Source organism: Luteibacter sp. TLI7-4A, from assembly GCF_056754745.1.
Genome location: NZ_JBPGWO010000001.1, coordinates 394591 through 413442, shown reverse-complemented (window position 1 = coordinate 413442; position 18852 = coordinate 394591). Strand labels below are relative to the sequence as shown.

General features: G+C 64.2%; 15 protein-coding genes and 2 tRNA genes. 2 read left to right on the top strand and 15 right to left on the bottom strand.

Translation table 11 applies throughout. The features are described from left to right. Positions 1 to 56: 56 nt before the first annotated feature. From ACR9Y6_RS01905 to uvrB, 3 genes are all read right to left on the bottom strand, one after another. Positions 57 to 479, bottom strand: coding sequence for a CopD family protein (locus ACR9Y6_RS01905; protein ID WP_481279744.1), 423 nt, complete (start codon positions 477 to 479; stop codon positions 57 to 59). A 96-nt stretch (positions 480 to 575) separates the two neighbouring features. After that, positions 576 to 650 (bottom strand) — tRNA-Val (locus ACR9Y6_RS01900). 75 nt (positions 651 to 725) lie between these two features. Then, positions 726 to 2753 carry an excinuclease ABC subunit UvrB gene (gene uvrB, locus ACR9Y6_RS01895; RefSeq protein WP_481279743.1) on the bottom strand — a complete coding sequence of 676 codons (2028 nt, stop codon included), beginning with the start codon at positions 2751 to 2753 and terminating at the stop codon, positions 726 to 728. A 125-nt stretch (positions 2754 to 2878) separates the two neighbouring features. Here uvrB and ACR9Y6_RS01890 point away from each other — a divergent pair, with 125 nt between their 5' ends. Together ACR9Y6_RS01890 and ACR9Y6_RS01885 are read left to right on the top strand one after the other, a co-directional pair. After that, positions 2879 to 3412, top strand: coding sequence for a GspH/FimT family pseudopilin (locus ACR9Y6_RS01890; protein WP_481279742.1), 534 nt, complete (start codon positions 2879 to 2881; stop codon positions 3410 to 3412). 47 nt (positions 3413 to 3459) lie between these two features. Beyond that, positions 3460 to 3536 (top strand) — tRNA-Asn (locus ACR9Y6_RS01885). A 62-nt stretch (positions 3537 to 3598) separates the two neighbouring features. Here ACR9Y6_RS01885 and ACR9Y6_RS01880 read toward each other — a convergent pair. From ACR9Y6_RS01880 to grxD, 12 genes are all read right to left on the bottom strand, one after another. Next, on the bottom strand, positions 3599 to 5173 hold the full coding sequence (locus ACR9Y6_RS01880) for an ATP-binding protein (RefSeq protein WP_481279741.1): 1575 nt from the start codon (positions 5171 to 5173) through the stop codon (positions 3599 to 3601). Positions 5174 to 5258: 85 nt separating this feature from the next. Then, on the bottom strand, positions 5259 to 5531 hold the full coding sequence (locus ACR9Y6_RS01875; protein ID WP_481279740.1) for a DUF2845 domain-containing protein: 273 nt from the start codon (positions 5529 to 5531) through the stop codon (positions 5259 to 5261). A gap of 85 nt (positions 5532 to 5616) precedes the next feature. Continuing rightward, complete coding sequence (locus ACR9Y6_RS01870; protein WP_481279739.1) at positions 5617 to 6222, bottom strand: DNA-3-methyladenine glycosylase; 606 nt, start codon at positions 6220 to 6222, stop codon at positions 5617 to 5619. After that, on the bottom strand, positions 6222 to 6356 hold the full coding sequence (locus ACR9Y6_RS01865) for a hypothetical protein (protein ID WP_426285223.1): 135 nt from the start codon (positions 6354 to 6356) through the stop codon (positions 6222 to 6224). The genes ACR9Y6_RS01870 and ACR9Y6_RS01865 overlap by 1 nt, the downstream gene beginning before the upstream one ends. 27 nt (positions 6357 to 6383) lie before the next feature. Further along, on the bottom strand, positions 6384 to 6539 hold the full coding sequence (locus tag ACR9Y6_RS01860; protein ID WP_429199564.1) for a DUF3309 family protein: 156 nt from the start codon (positions 6537 to 6539) through the stop codon (positions 6384 to 6386). 135 nt (positions 6540 to 6674) lie between these two features. Beyond that, positions 6675 to 8072: a nucleotide 5'-monophosphate nucleosidase PpnN gene (gene ppnN / locus ACR9Y6_RS01855; protein ID WP_426285224.1), complete on the bottom strand. Its 1398-nt coding sequence runs from the start codon at positions 8070 to 8072 to the stop codon at positions 6675 to 6677. A 175-nt stretch (positions 8073 to 8247) separates the two neighbouring features. After that, positions 8248 to 11604 carry a TonB-dependent receptor gene (locus tag ACR9Y6_RS01850; RefSeq protein WP_481279738.1) on the bottom strand — a complete coding sequence of 1119 codons (3357 nt, stop codon included), beginning with the start codon at positions 11602 to 11604 and terminating at the stop codon, positions 8248 to 8250. Between the two features lie 691 nt (positions 11605 to 12295). Continuing rightward, complete coding sequence (locus ACR9Y6_RS01845) at positions 12296 to 14749, bottom strand: TonB-dependent receptor (protein WP_481279737.1); 2454 nt, start codon at positions 14747 to 14749, stop codon at positions 12296 to 12298. Positions 14750 to 15149: 400 nt separating this feature from the next. After that, on the bottom strand, positions 15150 to 16856 hold the full coding sequence (gene olsF / locus ACR9Y6_RS01840) for a bifunctional ornithine lipid synthase OlsF (protein WP_481279736.1): 1707 nt from the start codon (positions 16854 to 16856) through the stop codon (positions 15150 to 15152). Between the two features lie 215 nt (positions 16857 to 17071). Continuing rightward, a complete protein-coding gene (locus tag ACR9Y6_RS01835) occupies positions 17072 to 17668 on the bottom strand; it encodes a YhgN family NAAT transporter (RefSeq protein ID WP_481282673.1) in 597 nt (198 codons plus the stop codon). A gap of 34 nt (positions 17669 to 17702) precedes the next feature. Continuing rightward, positions 17703 to 18476, bottom strand: a complete 774-nt coding sequence (locus ACR9Y6_RS01830; protein WP_481279735.1) for an SDR family NAD(P)-dependent oxidoreductase — start codon at positions 18474 to 18476, stop codon at positions 17703 to 17705. After that, complete coding sequence (gene grxD, locus ACR9Y6_RS01825) at positions 18473 to 18796, bottom strand: Grx4 family monothiol glutaredoxin (RefSeq protein WP_481279734.1); 324 nt, start codon at positions 18794 to 18796, stop codon at positions 18473 to 18475. The genes ACR9Y6_RS01830 and grxD overlap by 4 nt, the downstream gene beginning before the upstream one ends. Positions 18797 to 18852 lie beyond the last annotated feature (56 nt).

Here is an 18852-nt window from a genome sequence, read left to right as displayed (position 1 = left end):
AGGGCGAAAAACGTCAGCGTGGATCATCGCCGATCCACGTCTCGCCGGGCGAGACTTCAGAACGGCTTGGCGACGACGAGGAAGACGATCGCGAGCAACACGAGCACCGGCAGTTCGTTGAAAAGGCGCAGCGTCTTCGTCGACGGCAGCGTACCGCCGGCGATGCTGCGCTTGAGCAGCCGGCCGGACCAGATGTAGTAGCCGAGCATGACGACGACGAGCGCCAGCTTCGCATGCAGCCAGCCACCGGAGATATGGAAGTACAGCCAGAGGACGAGCCCGAACAGGAAGGCCAGGCCGAACATGTTGTGGCCGAACTTGTACAGGCGGCGGCCCATGAGTTCGAGCCGCGCCTTCACCGCGGGCTCGCTGCCGGCCTCGGCGATGTTGACCAGGATGCGCGGGAGGTAGAACACCGTCGCCATCCAGGCGATCACGAAGACGATATGCAGGGACTTGATCAGCGGGTAGGCCAACACCGGCAACGCTCCGTCGGGAAAGGCCATAGTTTAGGCAATAAAAAAGGAGCCGAGGGCTCCTTTTTGCGATCTTCGTGCCACTCGCCTGAGGGAAAGTGGTGGGCGGTACAAGGATCGAACTTGTGACCCCTACCATGTCAAGGTAGTGCTCTACCGCTGAGCTAACCGCCCGAAGAGCTGCGCAGTTTACCGGCCGCCGCCCGGCTTCGCAAGGGTCCGGTCGGGATTTTTTACCCGGCCGGGACTTCAGCGCAATGCCCGCTCGCGCAGGCGGCGGATCTCGTCGCGGATCTTGCCCGCCTCCTCGAACTCCAGGTTCTGGGCGTGCTTGTACATGCGGGCCTCGAGCTTCTTGATGGCCACTCCGGCCTGCTCCGGACTGAGCGCCGCATAGTCGGCGGCCTCCTCGGCCACCTTCTTCGCCGCCTCGCGGGCCTTCTTGCCCTTGCCGCCGCGCGAACCCACGTCGGCGCGGGCGCCTTCCATGATGTCGGCGATGCGACGGACGACCGTCGTCGGCGTGATGCCGTGGGCGGCGTTGTATTCGATTTGTTTCTCGCGGCGACGGGCGGTCTCGTCGATCGCCTCCTTCATCGAACCGGTGATCTCGTCGCCGTAGAGGATCGCCTTGCCGCGCACGTTGCGCGCCGCGCGGCCGATCGTCTGGATGAGCGACCGGGTCGAACGCAGGAAGCCTTCCTTGTCCGCATCGAGGATCGCCACCAGCGAGACCTCGGGCATGTCGAGGCCCTCGCGCAGCAGGTTGATGCCCACCAGCACGTCGAACTCGCCCAGGCGCAGGTCGCGGATGATCTCGGTGCGCTCCACCGTGTCGATATCCGCATGGAGGTAACGCACCTTCACGTCCTGCTCGGACAGGTAGTCCGTGAGGTTCTCGGCCATCCGCTTGGTCAGCGTCGTCACCAGCACGCGATCGCCCAACGCGACCCGCTTGTGGATCTCGCCGAGCAGGTCGTCCACCTGGGTGCGCACCGGGCGCACCTCCACCTCGGGATCGATCAGGCCGGTCGGGCGCACCACCAGCTCCACCACGTTGTCGTCGGAACGTTCCAGCTCGTACTTGGCCGGCGTCGCGGACACGTAGATCGCGCGCGGTGCGCGACGTTCCCATTCCTCGAAACGCAGCGGGCGGTTGTCCATCGCCGAAGGCAGGCGGAAACCGAATTCCACCAGGGTCTCCTTGCGCGAACGGTCGCCCTTGTACATCGCGCCCAGCTGGGGCACGGTCACATGCGATTCGTCCACCACCATCAGCGCGTCCGGCGGCAGGTAATCGAACAGCGTCGGCGGCGGCTCGCCCGGACCGCGACGGGTCATGTGGCGCGAGTAGTTCTCGATACCCTGGCAGAAGCCCACCTCGGCCATCATCTCCAGGTCGAATCGCGTGCGCTGCTCCAGGCGCTGGGCCTCGACCAGCTTATTGTCGCGGTACAGCTGCTCCAGGCGCTCGGAAAGCTCGATCTTGATCGTCTCCATCGCGTTCAGCACGCTCTGCCGCGTGCTCGCGTAATGCGTCTTCGGATACACGGTGTAGCGCGGCACCTTGCGCAGCACCTCGCCGGTCAGCGGATCGAACAGCGAGAGGTTCTCCACGTCGCCGTCGAACAACTCGATGCGCAGTGCTTCGGATTCCGACTCCGCCGGAAACACGTCGATGACCTCGCCGCGCACGCGATAGGTACCGCGGCGCAATTCCATCTCGTTGCGCACGTATTGCAGTTCGGTGAGCTGGCGGATCAACGCGCGCTGTTCGATGTGTTCGCCGCGCGACAGGATCAGGCGGAGGCTCATGTAATCTTCGGGGTCACCCAGGCCGTAGATAGCCGACACCGTCGCGACAATCAGCGAATCGCGCCGCGACAAGAGGGCCTTGGTCGCGGCCAGGCGCATCTGTTCGATATGGTCGTTGATGCTCGAATCCTTCTCGATGAAGGTATCCGAGGCCACCACGTAGGCTTCCGGCTGGTAGTAGTCGTAATAGCTGACGAAGTACTCCACCGCGTTGTGCGGGAAGAACTCCTTGAACTCGCCGTACAGCTGCGCGGCAAGCGTCTTGTTGGGCGCCAGCACGATGGTCGGTTTCTGGATCTTCTCGACCACGTTGGCGATCGTGAAGGTCTTGCCCGAGCCGGTCACACCCAGGAGGGTTTGTGCGGCGAGTCCGGACTCGAAACCCTCGGTGAGGCGGCGGATGGCCTCGGGCTGGTCGCCGGCGGGCTTGTACGGGGAGACGAGCTGGAAGCGATCGGTCATGGCTGACGATATGCAGGTTTGGATGCCAAGTTTAAAGCGCCGGGGCCTACATGCCGTGACGCGCCGCACCGATGGGCACCCTTGGGAGCGGCGGGCAAGCTCAGGCGCCGCCTCGTGCCCTGCCCATGCCCCGCCATCGCCCCCATGGATTCACCTGGACCGAACTGCTGGCGGTCCTGGCCGTGACCGGCATCCTCGCCAGTTTGGCCTTGCCGGCCCTGGGGGGCGCCCTTGCCCGCCATCACCTCCGTGCCGCCACCGACAGCCTGATGGACGCCATGGCCACAACCCGCGCCACGGCGGTTCGCCGGAACCACCGGACGATCCTCTGCGCGAGTCGCGACGGCCGTGCCTGCTCGCCCTCGGCCGACTGGACCCAGGGCTGGATCGGGAGGGACGCGAAGCTACGGACGATCTTCGAGGCGATGGAGCCTCTCGACGACACGCTATCCGTCGCCCGCCGCCCCGGCCGCCACGAGCTCTCGTTCGATCCGGACGGCACATGCGCGTCAAGCAACCAGACGATCACCCTCTGCGTTCGCGGCCGTCCCGCCACCGCCGTCTCGATCGTCGTTGCCAAATCGGGCCGCGCCCGGCACAAAACCGCCACGCCCGAAGACGCCGCCGCGTGCGCCTCCCAGCTGTCACGAAAACGTTAAGAGCGCTTGACAGCCCCTCCCCACTTCCACAAAATACGTGGCTCCCCGCCCGAATAGCTCAGCCGGTTAGAGCACTTGACTGTTAATCAGGGGGTCGTTGGTTCGAGTCCAACTTCGGGCGCCAGGTTTTGAAAGGGTCTGCTGCGATGCAGGCCCTTTTTCTTGGCGAAGCCAGGCCCGGCCGCCCTATTCCGCCCGCACTGCCGCCAGCAAATCCGCGCGCCCGTATGGTTTCTGCAAACGCGCACGAACTCCAGGCGTGTCACCGGGCAATTCGGCATAGCCGCTGGCCAGGACCACGTGGATGTCCGGATGCGAATCCGCGAGATGCGATGCCAGTTCCGCGCCGGTCATGCCGGGCATGGCATGGTCGGTAACCACGATGGAGAACGGCGAGATGCCGTCGATCAGCTTCAGTGCCTGCAGCGCGGACGACGCGCCCACGGCATCGTAACCCTCGAAGGAAAGCATCTCGACCGTCGTCGACAGCACGAGGGGGTCGTCATCGACCACCAGGATGGATGTCGCACTGGACGGAACTGGCATGGCCGCTGCCGACGAAGATTCATGCGCCGATACATCCCCCTCGCGCACGGACGCCTGTTCGCTGGACCTCACCACCCGGTTGGCGATGGGAAGCCACATGTCGACGGTGGTCCCTTCGCCCGGTGAACTGCGGAGGCGCAGCGCGCCTCCGCACTGCTGCACGATGCCGTGGACCATGGACAGTCCCAGGCCGGTGCCCTTGCCCACGCCCTTGGTGGTGAAGAAGGGCTCGGTGGCCCGGGCCAGCGTCGCCGGCCCCATGCCCTCGCCGGTATCGGTGATGGAAAGACGCACGTAATCGCCTGGAACGATACCCAAGGCATCGGAGTCGCGCACGATTTCCGCGCGCCCCGAGATCGTGACCGTGCCGCCGTCCGGCATCGCATCGCGCGCGTTGACGCCCAGGTTCAACAGGCAGAGTTCGAACTGGTTCGGGTCGACGAGCACCGCCGGCAACGACAAGGGGAAACTCGCCTCGATCACGACCGAGGGACCCAGCGATGTGCGCATCAGGTCGGACATCCCGTAGACGAGGTCCGCCAGGTTCACCGGTTCCAGGTGCAGTTGCTGTCGCCGCGCGAAAGCGAGCATGCGCTGGGTGAGCGCGACACCGCGGCGGACACCGCTCAAGGCGTTCGTGACGAGGGTCCGGGCCTTCGCCGGAAGATCCTCGCGCTGCGTCAGCAGTTCGAGGTTGCCGTGGATCGCCATGAGCAGGTTGTTGAAATCGTGCGCCACGCCACCGGTGAGCTGGCCTACCGCTTCGAGCTTCTGCGACTGGAAGAGGGCTTCGCGGGCCTGTTCGAGGGCTCGGGCCGCGTTGCGCTGCTCGGTGACGTCACGCGTGACCTTGGCGAAACCCACGAACTTGCCCGACTCGTCGTCGATGCGGTCGAGCACCACGTGCGCCCAGAAACGGCTGCCGTCCTTGCGGACGCGCCAGCCTTCGGTTTCCAGCCGGCCCACGTCCTTCGCGGCCTCCAGGTTCGACCAGGGCTCGCGGCGGGCCACGTCTTCCGGCGAGAAAAAAGCCGAGTAATGCTTTCCGATGATCTCGTCGGGCAAGTAACCCTTGATCCGCTCGGCGCCGGAGTTCCAGCTGGAGACGTTGCCATCGGGATCGAGCATGTAGATGGCATAGTCCGCCACACCCTGGACCAGGAGGCGGAACTGTTCGTGACTGCGGCGGAGTTCGTCTATGTCGTCGTGCTTCATCGGTCGCCCCTTACCAAGGCGGGCAACCTACCGGCGCCGGTTTCACGAAAACGTGAAGACGCCTTCACGGCCGGGACGATCGGGGTCAGCTGTCGATCTGGGTGATGGATGCCACCCTGCCCTTGACCACCTCGAACTGGATCGACTTGCCGCGCTGGAAGTATTCCAGCCGATAGCCTTCCAACCCGCCGTGGCGGGTCTCGATAGGCGTCTCGCGATCCGGCTTGCCGGCCACCTGACGGAGGCGGCCTTCGCTGTCGCCCGTGGAAATGACCTGGGAACCGAAGCGGTAGGTATCCGCGGCGGCGGCACCGATGGAAAACACGGCGAGAATGAGGGTAGCGGCGACACGCTTCATGGCGGGTTCCTTGTCTGCGTTGGCACGGAGCGTATACCCCGGTGGCCGTCCGGCCAAGATGGCGGCACCCTCGTCCGTACCCCGGTCAGGCTTTCGACACGTGGGGATTGCCCGCGACGAACCAGCGCCAGAGCAGGTCCGTGCCTTCGCGGATACCGATGCGCGCCGATCCCGGCACGAATTCCGGCGGTGGCATTCCGTCGTCGACCACGGTGTAGCCATCGCGTGCCTTCACCAGATCGATGCCGTTCTGCGCGCCCGTGATGCCCAGTGCCTGGGTCAGCCGCGCCGGGCCGCTGCACAATTCGCGGTCGCGCCGGACCTTCGGTCGCGCCTCACGCATGAGTTCGATGCCAGCCAGCGGTTCCAGCGCGCGGATGAGCACGCCCGCGCCCTCGCCGTCATCGCCGCAGACGGTGTTGCAGCACCAGTGCATCCCATAGGTGAAATACACATACATGTGCCCGGGCGGGCCGAACATGACCGCGTTGCGTTTGGTCTTCCCGCGATAGGTATGCGCCGCCGGATCGATGGCGCCGCAATAGGCCTCCACTTCCACGATGCGTCCCGCGCGGCCATCGGCGCACGCGAGCACCTTGTTCAGCAACTGCGGGCCCACGACACGTGGGTCACGGTGGAAGAACGAGCGCGGAAGGATGTCACCCGGCCAGCGAGGTCGACGCGGTGCCATCAGGTCTCCGGTGTCTCGCCATCGGTATCCGGATCGGGCCCCGGCCGCTCCACCGGCTCGTGGTCGTAAGGCGGCGGCGAAGTGCCGGGCAGCGGTGTTTCGCTGTCCGGCACGGGACGGTGCGGTCGTGGCATGGGGCTCTCCTGTGGCGCGTGCGCCGATCAGAATACGCCAAGCAGCCAGCAGATCAGGACGATGGCCAGGATGACACCGATACCGCCGCTGGGACCGTAACCCCAGGAACTGGAATAGCCCCACGTCGGCAAGCCACCGATAAGGGCGATGATGAGGACGATGATGAGGATGGTGACGAGCATGACTGTCTCCCGGCAGTGAGGCTGCCAGCGCATCGTCGCGCGCGTCACCGTCTAGGGCGCGTGACGCGGAACCCCTTGTTCCGCGTCACGTTCAGCGAACGGACGGCCGGCGCCGACAGGCCACCGGCCGGTGTATCAGGTGCGAACCACGTAGCAGGGCTCGTACGCCGTGCCGCCGGGGAGCTTCATGCGATGCTGCTCCACGAAGGCCTTCAGCAGGTCGTCGAGGGCACGCATGATGTCGGTCTCGCCGTCGATCACGAAGGGGCCGCGTGCCTCGATGGCCTTGACGCCCTCTTCCTTCACGTTGCCGGCGACGATGCCCGAGAACGCGCGACGAAGATCCGCGGCCAGTTCGTGTCGCGGACGGTCACGATGCAGGGCGAGCCCGGCCATCGCTTCGTGCGTGGGCCGGAACGGCTGCTGGAAGGACAAGGGGATATCGAGCGCCCAGTTGAAGAAGAAGGCGTCCTTGTTGTCCAGCCGGTGGTTACGCACCTTGTCGATGCCCGAGACCATGGCATGCGCCACCGCGGCGGGATCGTCGATGATGATCTTGTAGTGCTTCGCCACGTCGTCGCCGAGCGCGAGGCGGAGGAAGCGGTCGATCTGCTCGAAGTACGCCGCCGAATTCTGCGGGCCGGTGAAGATCAGCGGGAACGGAATGCCCTTGTTCTGCGGCAACAGGAGGATGCCGAGCATGTAGAGGATTTCTTCCGCCGTGCCGACGCCGCCGGGGAACACGATGATGCCGTGGCCGAGGCGGACGAACGCTTCGAGGCGCTTCTCGATGTCCGGCATGATCACCAGGTTGTTGACGATCGGGTTCGGCGATTCGGCCGCGATGATGCCCGGCTCGGTCACGCCGATATAGCGATTGCCCTTGCGGCGTTGCTTCGCGTGCGCGATGGTCGCGCCCTTCATCGGGCCCTTCATCGCACCCGGGCCGCAACCCGTGCAGATGTCCAGGCTGCGCAGACCGAGCTGGTAGCCGACGCGCTTGGTGTACTCGTACTCGTCGCGCGAGATGGAGTGGCCACCCCAGCAGACCACCAGGTTCGGGTCCACCTGCGGACGCAGGATGCGCGAGTTACGAAGGATCTCGAATACGGCATGCGTGATGCCGACGGTGTCGTCCAGGTCGAACGCGCCGGTTTCCAGCTGCGTCGACACGTAGACGATATCGCGCACCACGGCCACGAGCAGTTCGTTGATGCCGCGGATGATGCGGCCATCGACGAAGGCCTGCTCGGGCGCGTTCTTCAGTTCGATCTTGATGCCGCGATCTTCTTGCAGCACCTGCACGTCGAAGTCCGGGTACTGCTCGAACATCGAGCCCGGATCGTCGGAAAGGTTGCCCGAGGTCAACACCGCCAGCGCGCAACGGCGCAGCAGCTGATGCAGCCCGGACCCGCTCGCATCGCGCAGGCGCGCGACCTCGTTGCGGGAGAGGATGTCGAGACCGCCGGCCGGCGAGACGCGCGCACTGACGGTCTTGCCGGAAACCGGATCCCCGAACTGGATGGCATTCATGGAGTTACTGTCCTTCTGACCGCGAATTAGCGGCGAACCCCGCCCCGGGGTGGGAGCGGACCGCCTAGGATCACGCGTCGGGCGCCAAGGGGTCAAGACCGGCGCCCGCCGCCACAAAAAGAAAGCCGGCACCCTCGCGGGTACCGGCCTTCGGGTCGTGCAGCGAATCCTTCGCTTAGAACGTGTAGCGCACGGTCAGCATGGCGGACCAACGCGAGACCGGGTTGACCTTGGTCGCGCTGTTGTCGGTCGGGGCGTCGTAGATGCCCTTCAGGCCCGGCTGGTAGTTACCGTTGGCATCGGTCGGCAGGTTGTAGATGTACTTGCCCGTGGTCGGGTCCACGCCACCGAAGTTGGCGAGGTTACGGGTGTACGGGAAGCCGATGTACGACTGCTGGCCCCAATCCTTGTTCACCAGGTTCAGGAAATTGTAGATGTCGAGACGGATCTCGCCCTTGTTGCCCTTGAAGATACCGGGCACTTCCTGGCTCAGGCTCAGGTCGATCTGGTTGACCCAGGCCGACGTGGCGCCGTTGCGCTTGGCAACCTTGCCCTGCTCCTTGCGCAGGTAGTTGTCGTTCTGGATGAAGTCGTAGAACTGGTTGACCAGCTGCTGCGAAGCCGCCGCCGTGCCGCCGGAGTTGCGGAAGATCGTGCCGTCGCCGCGGGTCGGGATGTACGCCAGATCCTTCGAATAGCTGTCGCCGTTCGAATCGTTGCCGAAGATCCAGCTATACGGAACGCCCGTGTGTCCGTCGTAGAACATGCTGACGGTGGTGGCGTAATCACCGAAGAAGTTGTGCTGCCACGTGATCGACGCGTTGAGGCGCTTCGAGATGTTCGTGTTCGCCGTGGAAGCGACGTCTTCGTTCGGGTTGTACCAGGCGCTGTTCGAGTAGTTCGACGTCGCCTGGCTGGAGGTGCCCGGATTGACCTCGGTCGAGTGACCGCCGGTCGCAGCGACGCTCCAGGACCAGCCATCGGCCATCGGCTTCGAGAACGAAAGCGTGACGGTGTCCGCGCCACCCTTCTTCGTGTTGGTCAGATAGGTGACACCCTGGGCGAAGCGGCCGTCAGCACGGGCGCGGGCAAAGGAGCCACCGGTGTTCGAGCCACTGAGGTTCGTCCGGCAGTTCGCGCCGGTCGGACCACCAACGGCAGTCGAACCACCAATGCAGCCGGCGTACGTGTAGCGTCCGTCCGGCATGACGCCGGTCGGGGCGCCGAGATTGAGGTTCTGGTACAGAATGCCATCACGGACATCGAGGTGCTGCCATTCGATGCTCGCGATGATGCCCTGCCAGGGCAACTCACGATCGAAAGCCAACGACGACTTCCAGACGCTCGGCAGGTTGAAGTTCTTGTCGACGGTATCGACAGCCATCTGCGGGATGGTGCCGTTGCCCGTGGTCGGCTGGTTGTGCGGATCGGGGCTGAACTGCGGGCACGGCAGGAGCTGGCGACCCAGGAGACACGTGACACCGTCGGCCTGACGATCGTACGAGTACGTGGCGATGTTGATGCCGTTGTTCTGGTACGGATTCGTCATCCACACGGTCGGCGGATCGGACTGGAACAGGCCAACGCCACCGCGCAGTTGCGTCTTGTATTCGCTGTCGAAGGTGTAGTTGAACGACAGGCGCGGCTCGACGAGCTGGCTGCCGTTGATCGTATTGGCGTTGCTGAAGCCGTACTTCTGCTCGAACGTGGCGTTGTAGAGCGGCTTGTCGTCCGTCAAGTACTTGTTGACGCGGAAACCATACTGCACGGACAGGTTGTCCGTGGCCTGCCAGGTATCCTGCAGGAAGAACGTGTGGCGGCGCAGTTCCCACTTGGCGGCGATGTCGTTGAGCGAGTAACCCCTAGCCGGCTGGTACAGCGAATAGTTGCTGTACAGGCCGTTGCCGAAGTTGGCGAGGCCGTTATTGCCGAAGGTGTACGCGCCGAACTCGGTGCGACCGAACAGGTTGTAGATACGGTTGCGTTCCCACTCGAAACCACCCTTGATGGTGTGGTCGCCGAGGTACAGCGTGCCTGCCCACATCGCGTTGAGGCTCTTCACCGACGCGGAGTTGTAATGGCTGAACTGGTCTTCGCCCAGGTTGATCGTCGGACCGGTGGCGCTGCTACCGAAGCCGGTGTTGTTCAGGCGAACCGTGACCTGCGGCTGCTGGTTGTCCACCGAGCGGTTGAGCTGGTAGTCGCTGTAGCCGACCTTGGTCTCCGACGAGAACACGTCGTTCCAGTCGTCGAACGACTGCAACGTATAGTTCTTGATATCGGTGTTGACCGTGTACCAGTAGCTCGACAGGCCGATCGACGAGGTGCCGTTGCCCTGCGGGTTGGGCTTGGTTTCCTTGGTACGCGAGTACGCAAGGTTCATGCGGTGACCGTCGGTGATGTTCCAGTCGATCTTCGCGATGTAGCGCTTGTCTTCCAGCGTACCGGCGTTGGCACCGGTCGAACCCGGAACGAGACCGAGGCCGTTGGCGGCGTTGATGATGCTCTGCAGGTCGCCCGGCGAGACCTTGTTGATCGTCGACCGGCTCAGCGTCGGATCGAGGCCATTGACGGCGCCCGAGCTCAGGCCGGTGACTTCTTCCTTCTCGTAGCCCGCGAAGAAGAACAGCTTGTCCTTGATGATCGGGCCGCCGACGGTGGCACCGGCCGTCCAGTTACGGTCGAACTCGGTGTAGTCGCGGTTGTCGTCGAGCCAGCCGGCCTTGCCGACCATGCTGCTTGCGTTCTTGAAGCCGTAGTAGACCGAGCCGTGGAAGTCGTTGGTACCCGACTTCGTCACCGCGTTGATTTCGGCACCGACGGTATCGGAAGCGACGTCGTAGTTGGCGGTCGAGATGTTGAACGAGTCGATCGTGTCGAGCGACACCGGCGAACCGACAGTCGGCATGCCGGTGGAGTTCAGGCCGAACGGGTCGCCCACGCCAAGGCCGTCGACCTTGATGTTGTTGAGACGGGTGTTCTGGCCGTTGGCCGAGATGGCGCCGGTGCCGTGGTCGACATTGACGCGCGGATCGCGGCGGGCGATGTCGGCGATGTTGCGGCTCGGCGACGGAGCGGCCTTCAGCTCGCGCTGCGAGATGTTGGTGCCCAGGCCCTTGTTCTCGGACGTGAACTGGCCGGACACGGCCGACACGGTGACCGCGCCCAGCGCGGTGGCATCGGCGGCGCTGGCCGCGCCGACGGTCAGGTTCACGGCGGTGTCGCTACCCAGCTGCAGGTACACGTTGTCCTGGCGAACCGACGGGCTGCCTTCCTTCGTCGCCGTCACGTCGAACGGACCGCCGACGCGCAGGCCCTGGGCCGAATAACGGCCGCTCGCGTCCGTGGTGGTGGTCTTCGTGGTGCCCGAGGGCTCGTGGACGATCACGACGGTGGCATTGGCCACCGGCTGGCCGGCGGCGTCCAGCACGCGGCCGCTGATCGTCGAGGACGTTTCCTGCGCGAACGCAGGCACCGCGAAGAGCGATGCGATCGCCAGCGGCAGGAGTTTGGCGCGGATTCGGCTATTCATCTAATGGTCGACCCTGTGGCTTGCAACGAAAAAAGTTTTGGCCAAACGAATGGCTACCTGGCAGTGGGCCGGGTGCTGCGTTCGTTTGAGCTTTCCCCAATCTTTGGCTGTGTCGTCTCGTGTGATCCCGGTCACATCCATGAGCCCGGTGGCGACAGTTGTTAAGCCAACTTTAACGGCATTGTATGACAGATTTGTAACGTTTTCACGCCGGTTTGATAAATACCACTTTTTCCTACGTGGACTGATTTTTCTTCTAACACTTTGTTATTTAAATATATTTATTTTCACCAGGGCGAGTTGATGGTGGGAGTCGAGAAGCCACCGGGTCGCGCTCGCAGCGTTTCACGGGAGCCGCCCTCGCAAGCTCCTCCGACATGCCTATGAGGTTTCGCGGAGATTCGCAGGCCTTGGCGGGCCGGGTGGGAGCCGACCCTGTCGGCGATGGGGCTGGCCGTAACCTGGCCCGCTGCCGCGGGATCGCCGACAAGGTCGGCTCCCACAGTTAGTCCCACAACCGGTCCCACAACTGGTCCCATAGTCGGTCCCGGAGTCGGTTCCATGGTCGGTTCCACAGCCGGTGCCATAGCCGGTTCCATCGTTCGGCGAGGTCCCAATTCGGCAAAAAAACGCCCCTCTTTCGGGGGGCGTCGGGGTCGCGGCCTTTCGGCCCTTCGCGCTGCGGTTTTCGTCAGAAGAACGAGGCGCCGAAGGTCACCATGAAGGTGCGTTCCTGCAGGATCGAGTAGTAGGGGGCCGCGGCGTAGAGCGTCGTTCCGTTCGCGTCCTTGGTCTTGGCCGGGTTGCTGGCCAGGAAGGCGGAAACGTTGCCTGCATAGGTGAGAGCCTTGCGGTCGGCCAGGTTGAACAGGTTGACCTTGATGTACGGCTTGCGGAACCACGGCGAGAAGTCGTCGAAGTTCCAGCCGGTGCCCAGGTCGATCGTGGCGTAGCCACCCACCCGCTCGGTGTTCGACCAGTCGCCCCAGATCGCGCCCTGGTATTTGGCGCTAAGCGAAGCCCAGAACGGACCATTGGCGTAGTCGACCGCGACATAGCCCGAATTCTTCGGCACGTTGAGCAAGGTCTTGCCCTTCGTGTTGTAGATGCCGTCGCCCAACGAGTCGAGGTTGTCCTGCATCAGGGCGCGCGCGTACGAATAGTTCGCGTACACCGTCCAATGGTCGTCCAGCTTGAAGCTGCTCTCGGCATTGAGGCCGCGCATGTGCACCTTCGGCAGCTGCGTATAGACCGTCAATGCGGTCGTCTGGTCGAAACCGGAGACCTGCTTGTTGTTGAGGTTGGACGCATAAGCGTCGACGTTCGCCGAGATGCGCTCGCCGTAGAAGCGCCAGCCCAGGTCGGCGGTGGTCGAGGTTTCCGGCTTGTTCGGCAGCGCGGCGGCGGCCGACGTGCCATAGCCGTACAGGGCGTTGCTCAGCAGCGCGCCGTTGATCGGTGCACGGAACGTCTTGCCGATGCCGAAGTAGAACTGATTCTCGTCGTTGAGCTGGTACTTCACTCCCGCCGTGGGCGTGAACTTGTGGAAGGTCGCCGTAGGCGACGCGTCGAACTGCGCATTCGTCGTGGTCACCTTCCCCGCCGCGCTGATCGAGCCGATCGAGTTCGGGTATTCGGCGATATAGCCATCACGCTTGGTCCACACGTACGCGAGGCTGCCGGAGAACGTCCACTGGTCGTTCGGCGTCCAGTTGTCGGTGACGAAGGCCTTCTCGTTCGTGGTGGTGGTGTACTGGTCGTACACCTTCTGCACCTTGCCATCCGGGTAGCGGATCAGCACGTCCCTGCCCCAGGTATCGACCGGTACGCCGGTCGACGGGTCCACCGGGACCAGCACCTGACCTTGCTGCTGGCGAGGACGCTCGTACCACACGCCGTATTCCAGGCTGTTGTTGTCACTCAGGTCCTGATTGAGCTTCGCGATCACACCGGGACGGTAGGTGTACGAATAGCTCAGCGAGTTGACCAGCTTCGTGCCGCCGATCTTGCCATCGCCATCGAGGTCGACGTTCACCGACTTGAAGTAGTTGTCGTTGGCCAGCGGATTCTCGGTGACCGTGCTGCCGCTGCCACCGCCGCCGTAGCCATACTGAAAATACGGGACGACAGACAGGCGCATGCTGTCGCTGAGGGTGAACTCGCCGTCGAGGCTGGCGAGGTAGTTGCGGAACGGGTTCTGGTGCAGCGCGTAATAGTTGCTGCTGGTGCTGCCCGGGGTATACGTGCCGAGGTAGCTCTGCTTGTAGTCGGCGGCGGCCTGGGCCTTCGTCAGCGACTCGTAGTTGGTCTTGACCTCGCGGTTGTATTGCAGCGAGAACGAGATGGAGTTCTTGTCGTCGATCTGCCAGACCGACTTGCCGTCGATCTTGGTCACCTTCGACTTGCCGCGGCCGCGCCACAGGTTCGTTTCGTTGTTGGAATACGACAACCACGAGCGCACGGGGCCGAGGTCGCCCGTATTGAGGCGCACGAACGTGCGGTGGTAGCTGTTGTCGCCCAGGGTCTGGCTGAAGTCCAGGCCGGCCTGGTGCGACGGATCGACCGTCACCCAGGCGATGGAGCCACCGGCCGCGCCGGCGATCGGGGAATCATTGTCCGGATAACCCTGCTGGACGGTGATGTCGCCCATGTTCTCGGTATCGCCGTATTCGGACGAGTAGATCTTGTAGTTACCGCTGTCGTTGATCGGCGCACCGTTGACCGTCACACCGATTTCGTCGAGCGGAAAACCCCGGACGCTGGCGTTGCCGTCGTTGAGGCCGGTGTAGTCGTCGGTGGACGACACCACGCCCGGGATCGAGTTGATCGCCTGCACGAAGGTCGCACCCGGCGCCGCCTTGACGATGGCCTCGCGGGACACCGTGGAAACGGCTTTCGGCGCGTCCTGGATGGACATCAGGCCGCCGCCGAGGGCCAGCGAGTTGGCCTTCACCTGCACCTCGCTCATCTGCTGGGTGGCGCGGCGCGTGGCGTTGTCGTTCGTCGTGTTCGAGCTGCTCGCCACGTTGGAACGTTGCGGCTGCGTGCCGGTGGCCTCGGCATTCTGCGCGTCCTGGGCCAACACGGCGCCTGCGGCCACGAAAAGCGTCACGGCGATCGCGGCCGAAAGGGAATTGCGGTTCATCGACTGGTTTCCTGAAGAGGATGTTTGTTTGGTGGGCCCTTCCCGAGGCCGCGCGAAATCATTCGATCCGTCACTGGAAATAATGGTTTTCGTAATTAATTGACGATTATCTCAGCGTCGATAGTTATTACGTTTGCGCAAGAAAAAATGTTTTCTCCAGACACGGCGAATCGCCCGGCAACATGGCCGGGACAAAAAAACACCGAATGATCCACTGAGCACCCAAGTCACTGACGTGGGCGACGTTTATCTCTTAGCGAGGCAATACCCTAACACTGCCGAATGACAGTTTAGCGATTATCTGACACTTCCCATCGGCGGGAAACAGGCTAGTTCTACACGAGCCAACGCGCCTCGAAAAACCGGCCGACCGGAATACCTTCCGGCCGGTCCGGACGAGTCAATCCTTGCCGAGGTAACGCGAGCGCTTCGCCGGCTTGAGCGACGCGAGGTCGAGCATCACGAGCCCGTCGACGCAACCGGCGAACTCGGGGTCCTCGCCGAACGCGAGGAACTGCACGCCCTGCGGCTCGACCAGGTCGACGTACTGGCGGTAAAGCACCGGCAAGGTCACGCCGAGGGCATCGAGGCGATGCTTCAGCTTGCCGAGGCCTTGGGCGGGATCGAGGCCTTCCAGTTCGCGGCGTACCGACTCGATGGTGGCTTCCGGAATCACGAACGGCTGGCGTGCGGCGGCCAGGCCCTGCACGCCGAAGAAATGCTGGTGCGCGGCGGCGATCCATTCGCGCGCCTCTCGCGGCATGCTCACCGACATGCTCACGGGCCCGAACAGGTAACGCAGTTCGCGATGCCGTTGCAGGTAGAGGCCGATGCCCTGCCAGAGTTGATCGAGCGCCCGTGAGCGCCAGTAAGCGGGTGCGATGAAGCTGCGCCCGAGTTCCAGGCCCTGGGCGAGGCGTGACTCCAGTGCCGGCGAATAATCGAACAGGCTGGAGGTATACAGCGCGCTCATGCCGTACTGGGTGATGAGGCGGCCGCCATGACCGAACCGGTACGCACCCACGATGCGCAAGGCCTTGGCGTCCCACAATACGAGGTGCTCGTAGAGCGGATCGTAGGCGTCGAGATCGCGGCGCTTGCCGGTACCCTCACCCACGCGTCGGAAGGTCAACTCACGCAGGCGTCCGATCTCGCGCATGGCGTAGCTGTCGCTGGAGCCTTGCAACAGCAGGATGCGCTTGCCATCGGGAAGCTCGGCCAGCAATTCGGCCTTGTCCAGTTCGGCGACCACGCGCTCCACGGGCTCGGGATGCGCCAGCGGGGTTTGTCCACCGAAAACGAGGCCGCGCTGGCGTGCGACGCGATACACGTGCCGGCGCATCAGCTTGGCCGCCCGCTCGGACGAACCGCCACTGGCCTGTTTCAATTCCTCGGAGTCGACGAGCTTGCCGATGCGGAAACCCACCCGCTGCTTGCCCGAGGTAGCCTCGCGCGGAAGCATCGCCGTGCTCAGCGGCTTGGCCAGCATCGACAGTCCGTAGAAGGCGACCGAATTGCGCGCGGCGATATGCACCGGAAGCACCGGCACGCCGGCGCGCATGGCGATGCGCGCGAAGCCGTCCGACCACTTGCCATCGCGCACGCCGCCGGGGCGCATGCGCGACACTTCGCCCGCCGGGAACATAATGAGCACCTCGCCCGCCTCGACCGCGCGGAACACGGCGCGCATCCTGGACGTGGCGCCTTTGCCGAAGACATCCACCTTCAGCAGCAACGATCCCAGCTGCGGCACCGCCGACAGCACGTCGTTACCGAGGATGCGGACATCGCGGCGGACCGAACCGATCAGCTGGATGAGGGCGATCGCGTCGACCATGCCCAGCGGATGGTTGGCCACGACGATCAACGGCCCTTCGACAGGGATGTTCTCGCGTTCGCGTTCGGTGACGCGACAGCTGACGCCGAGGTAATCCAGCGTCTTCTCGCAGAATTCGAAACCTTGCGCGGGGCCGGCAAACGCCAGCGTGCGATTGAAGCGGTCTTCGTGGGCCAGGGTTTCCAGCATGCCGACGAGCGGCTTGCGGAGACGAGGGTGCTGGGCCAGCCATGGCATGCGCTCCAGCAGGGTCTGATCGATGCTCAGCATGACTTGGGATCCCTTGACGTCGAACGATGGCTACCTTGCCGGGCCGGTGCGGAGTCGTGATTTCTCATAGTGCCTTCGAACATCCTCTTTGCCCCTGAGAGGGCTTTCGACCCATGCCCGGTGCCAGGAGCTTTCCTGGCCCCGGCCATGCTCGCGGGCAATTATGACAGTAACCCTACCGCCACGTATGTTCTTGCGGCAATCACCCTGACGTATCAAACCGCCAGGTGCAGATAGGCCGAAATGCCGGCGAGGAACATCTGCACCGACAAGGCGATGAGCAGCATGCCCATGAGCCGCTCCAGGGCCGTGAGGACGCTCTCGCCCAGCCAGCGGAACAGGAAGGTGGAACTGAGCAGGATGATCGCGGTGGTCAGCCAGGCCAGGAACAGGGCGATGCCCCATTCCGCCGTGCGGCCAGGCTGGGAATTGGTCAGCAGCAGGAGGGCGGCCATGGCCGAGGGGCCGGCGACGCCGGGGATGGCCATCGGCACGATGAAGGGTTCGCCCTCCCCCGTCTTGCCGAACACGCCGCCTTCCACCGGCGGGAAGACCATGCGGATGCCGATGAGGAACAGCACGATGCCACCGGCGATGCTCACCGATTCCTGGCGCAGCTGCAGCACCTTGAGGATGTACTGGCCGCCAAGCAGGAAGGCGACCAGGACGGCCAGGGCGATGAGCAACTCGCGCACCATCACCTTGCGCCGGCGCTGCGGCGGCACGTCCTTCAGCAGGGCGAGGAACAACGGGATATTGCCCAGCGGATCCATGATCAGGAACAGCAGGATGCCCGCGGACAACGTCGTCATCTGCGCTTCCATGGGGGAGAACTCCTGCGGCAGGTCAGTGGGTGGGGCGTAGATCGAGCACGGCGCCGCGCGCATCCGCGCCGGCACCGGAAAGCAGGTAGACGATGGCATCGGCCGCGGCGGTGGGCAGCGGTTTTTCCAGCGTGTTCTCGCCGTAATACGCCGCGCGACGCAAGGCGGTGCGCATCGGCATGGGCAACAGCGTATGCACGCGCATGGGGCCGCGGCCGTTCTCGGCGTGCAGCACCGCGGCCATGCGCTCCACCGCGGCCTTGGAGACGCCATAACCGCCCCAGTGGGCACGCGAAAGCAGTTCCGGATCGTCCAGCACGAAAACCACGGCGCTGTCCGGGGCCCGCGTGAGCAAGGGCATGCATGCCTGGGTCAATGCGAACGGCGCCGACACGTTCACCTGCATCGCGCGCAGCCAGTCGTCAGGCTTGTGCATCGCGATGGGAGTCAACTCGTTGAAGTGCGCGGCGGCATGCACGATGCCGTCGAGGCGGCCGAACTCGCCCTCGATGCCTTCGGCCAGCGCGGCGTAATCCGCGGGCGTGGCGCTTTCCAGGTCCAGCGGATGGATCACCGGTTCGCTGCCGCCGAGCGCGACGAGTTCGTCGTAGCGTTTCTCCAGCGCGCGTACCTTGCGCCCGGTGATCACCACCGTGGCTCCCGCGCGAATCGCCGCTTTCGCCGTTTCGCCGCCGAGGCCGCCGGTGGCACCGGTGACGATCACCACGCGGCCCGCGAGCGCTCCTGGCGCCACGGACCAGTCCTCGGGCAAGCGGGTGGAATGCAAGGCGTTCACGTCGCGGCCCCGGCCACGTCGGCCGCCATGCGCTTCAACTCGCCCGCGGCGTGCAGGTCTTCGACGATATCGCAGCCGCCGATGAATTCACCCAGAAGGAACAACTGCGGGAACGTCGGCCAGTTCGAATAGTGCGGCAAGCCCGCTCGGATGCGCGGATCGGCCAGCACGTTCACCGCGTGGAACGCCGCGCCGGCCGCCTGCAAGGCTTTCACGGCGCGATCGGAGAAGCCGCAGGTCGGGTATTCCGGCGTGCCTTTCATGAAAAGCACGATCGGGTGGGCCGCCACGATGGCCTTGATCTCGTCTACGACGTCCATAGCTCGGTTTTCATCATTAGAATGCGACTAGTTGCATAGTGTAGCAGCGCACGGCC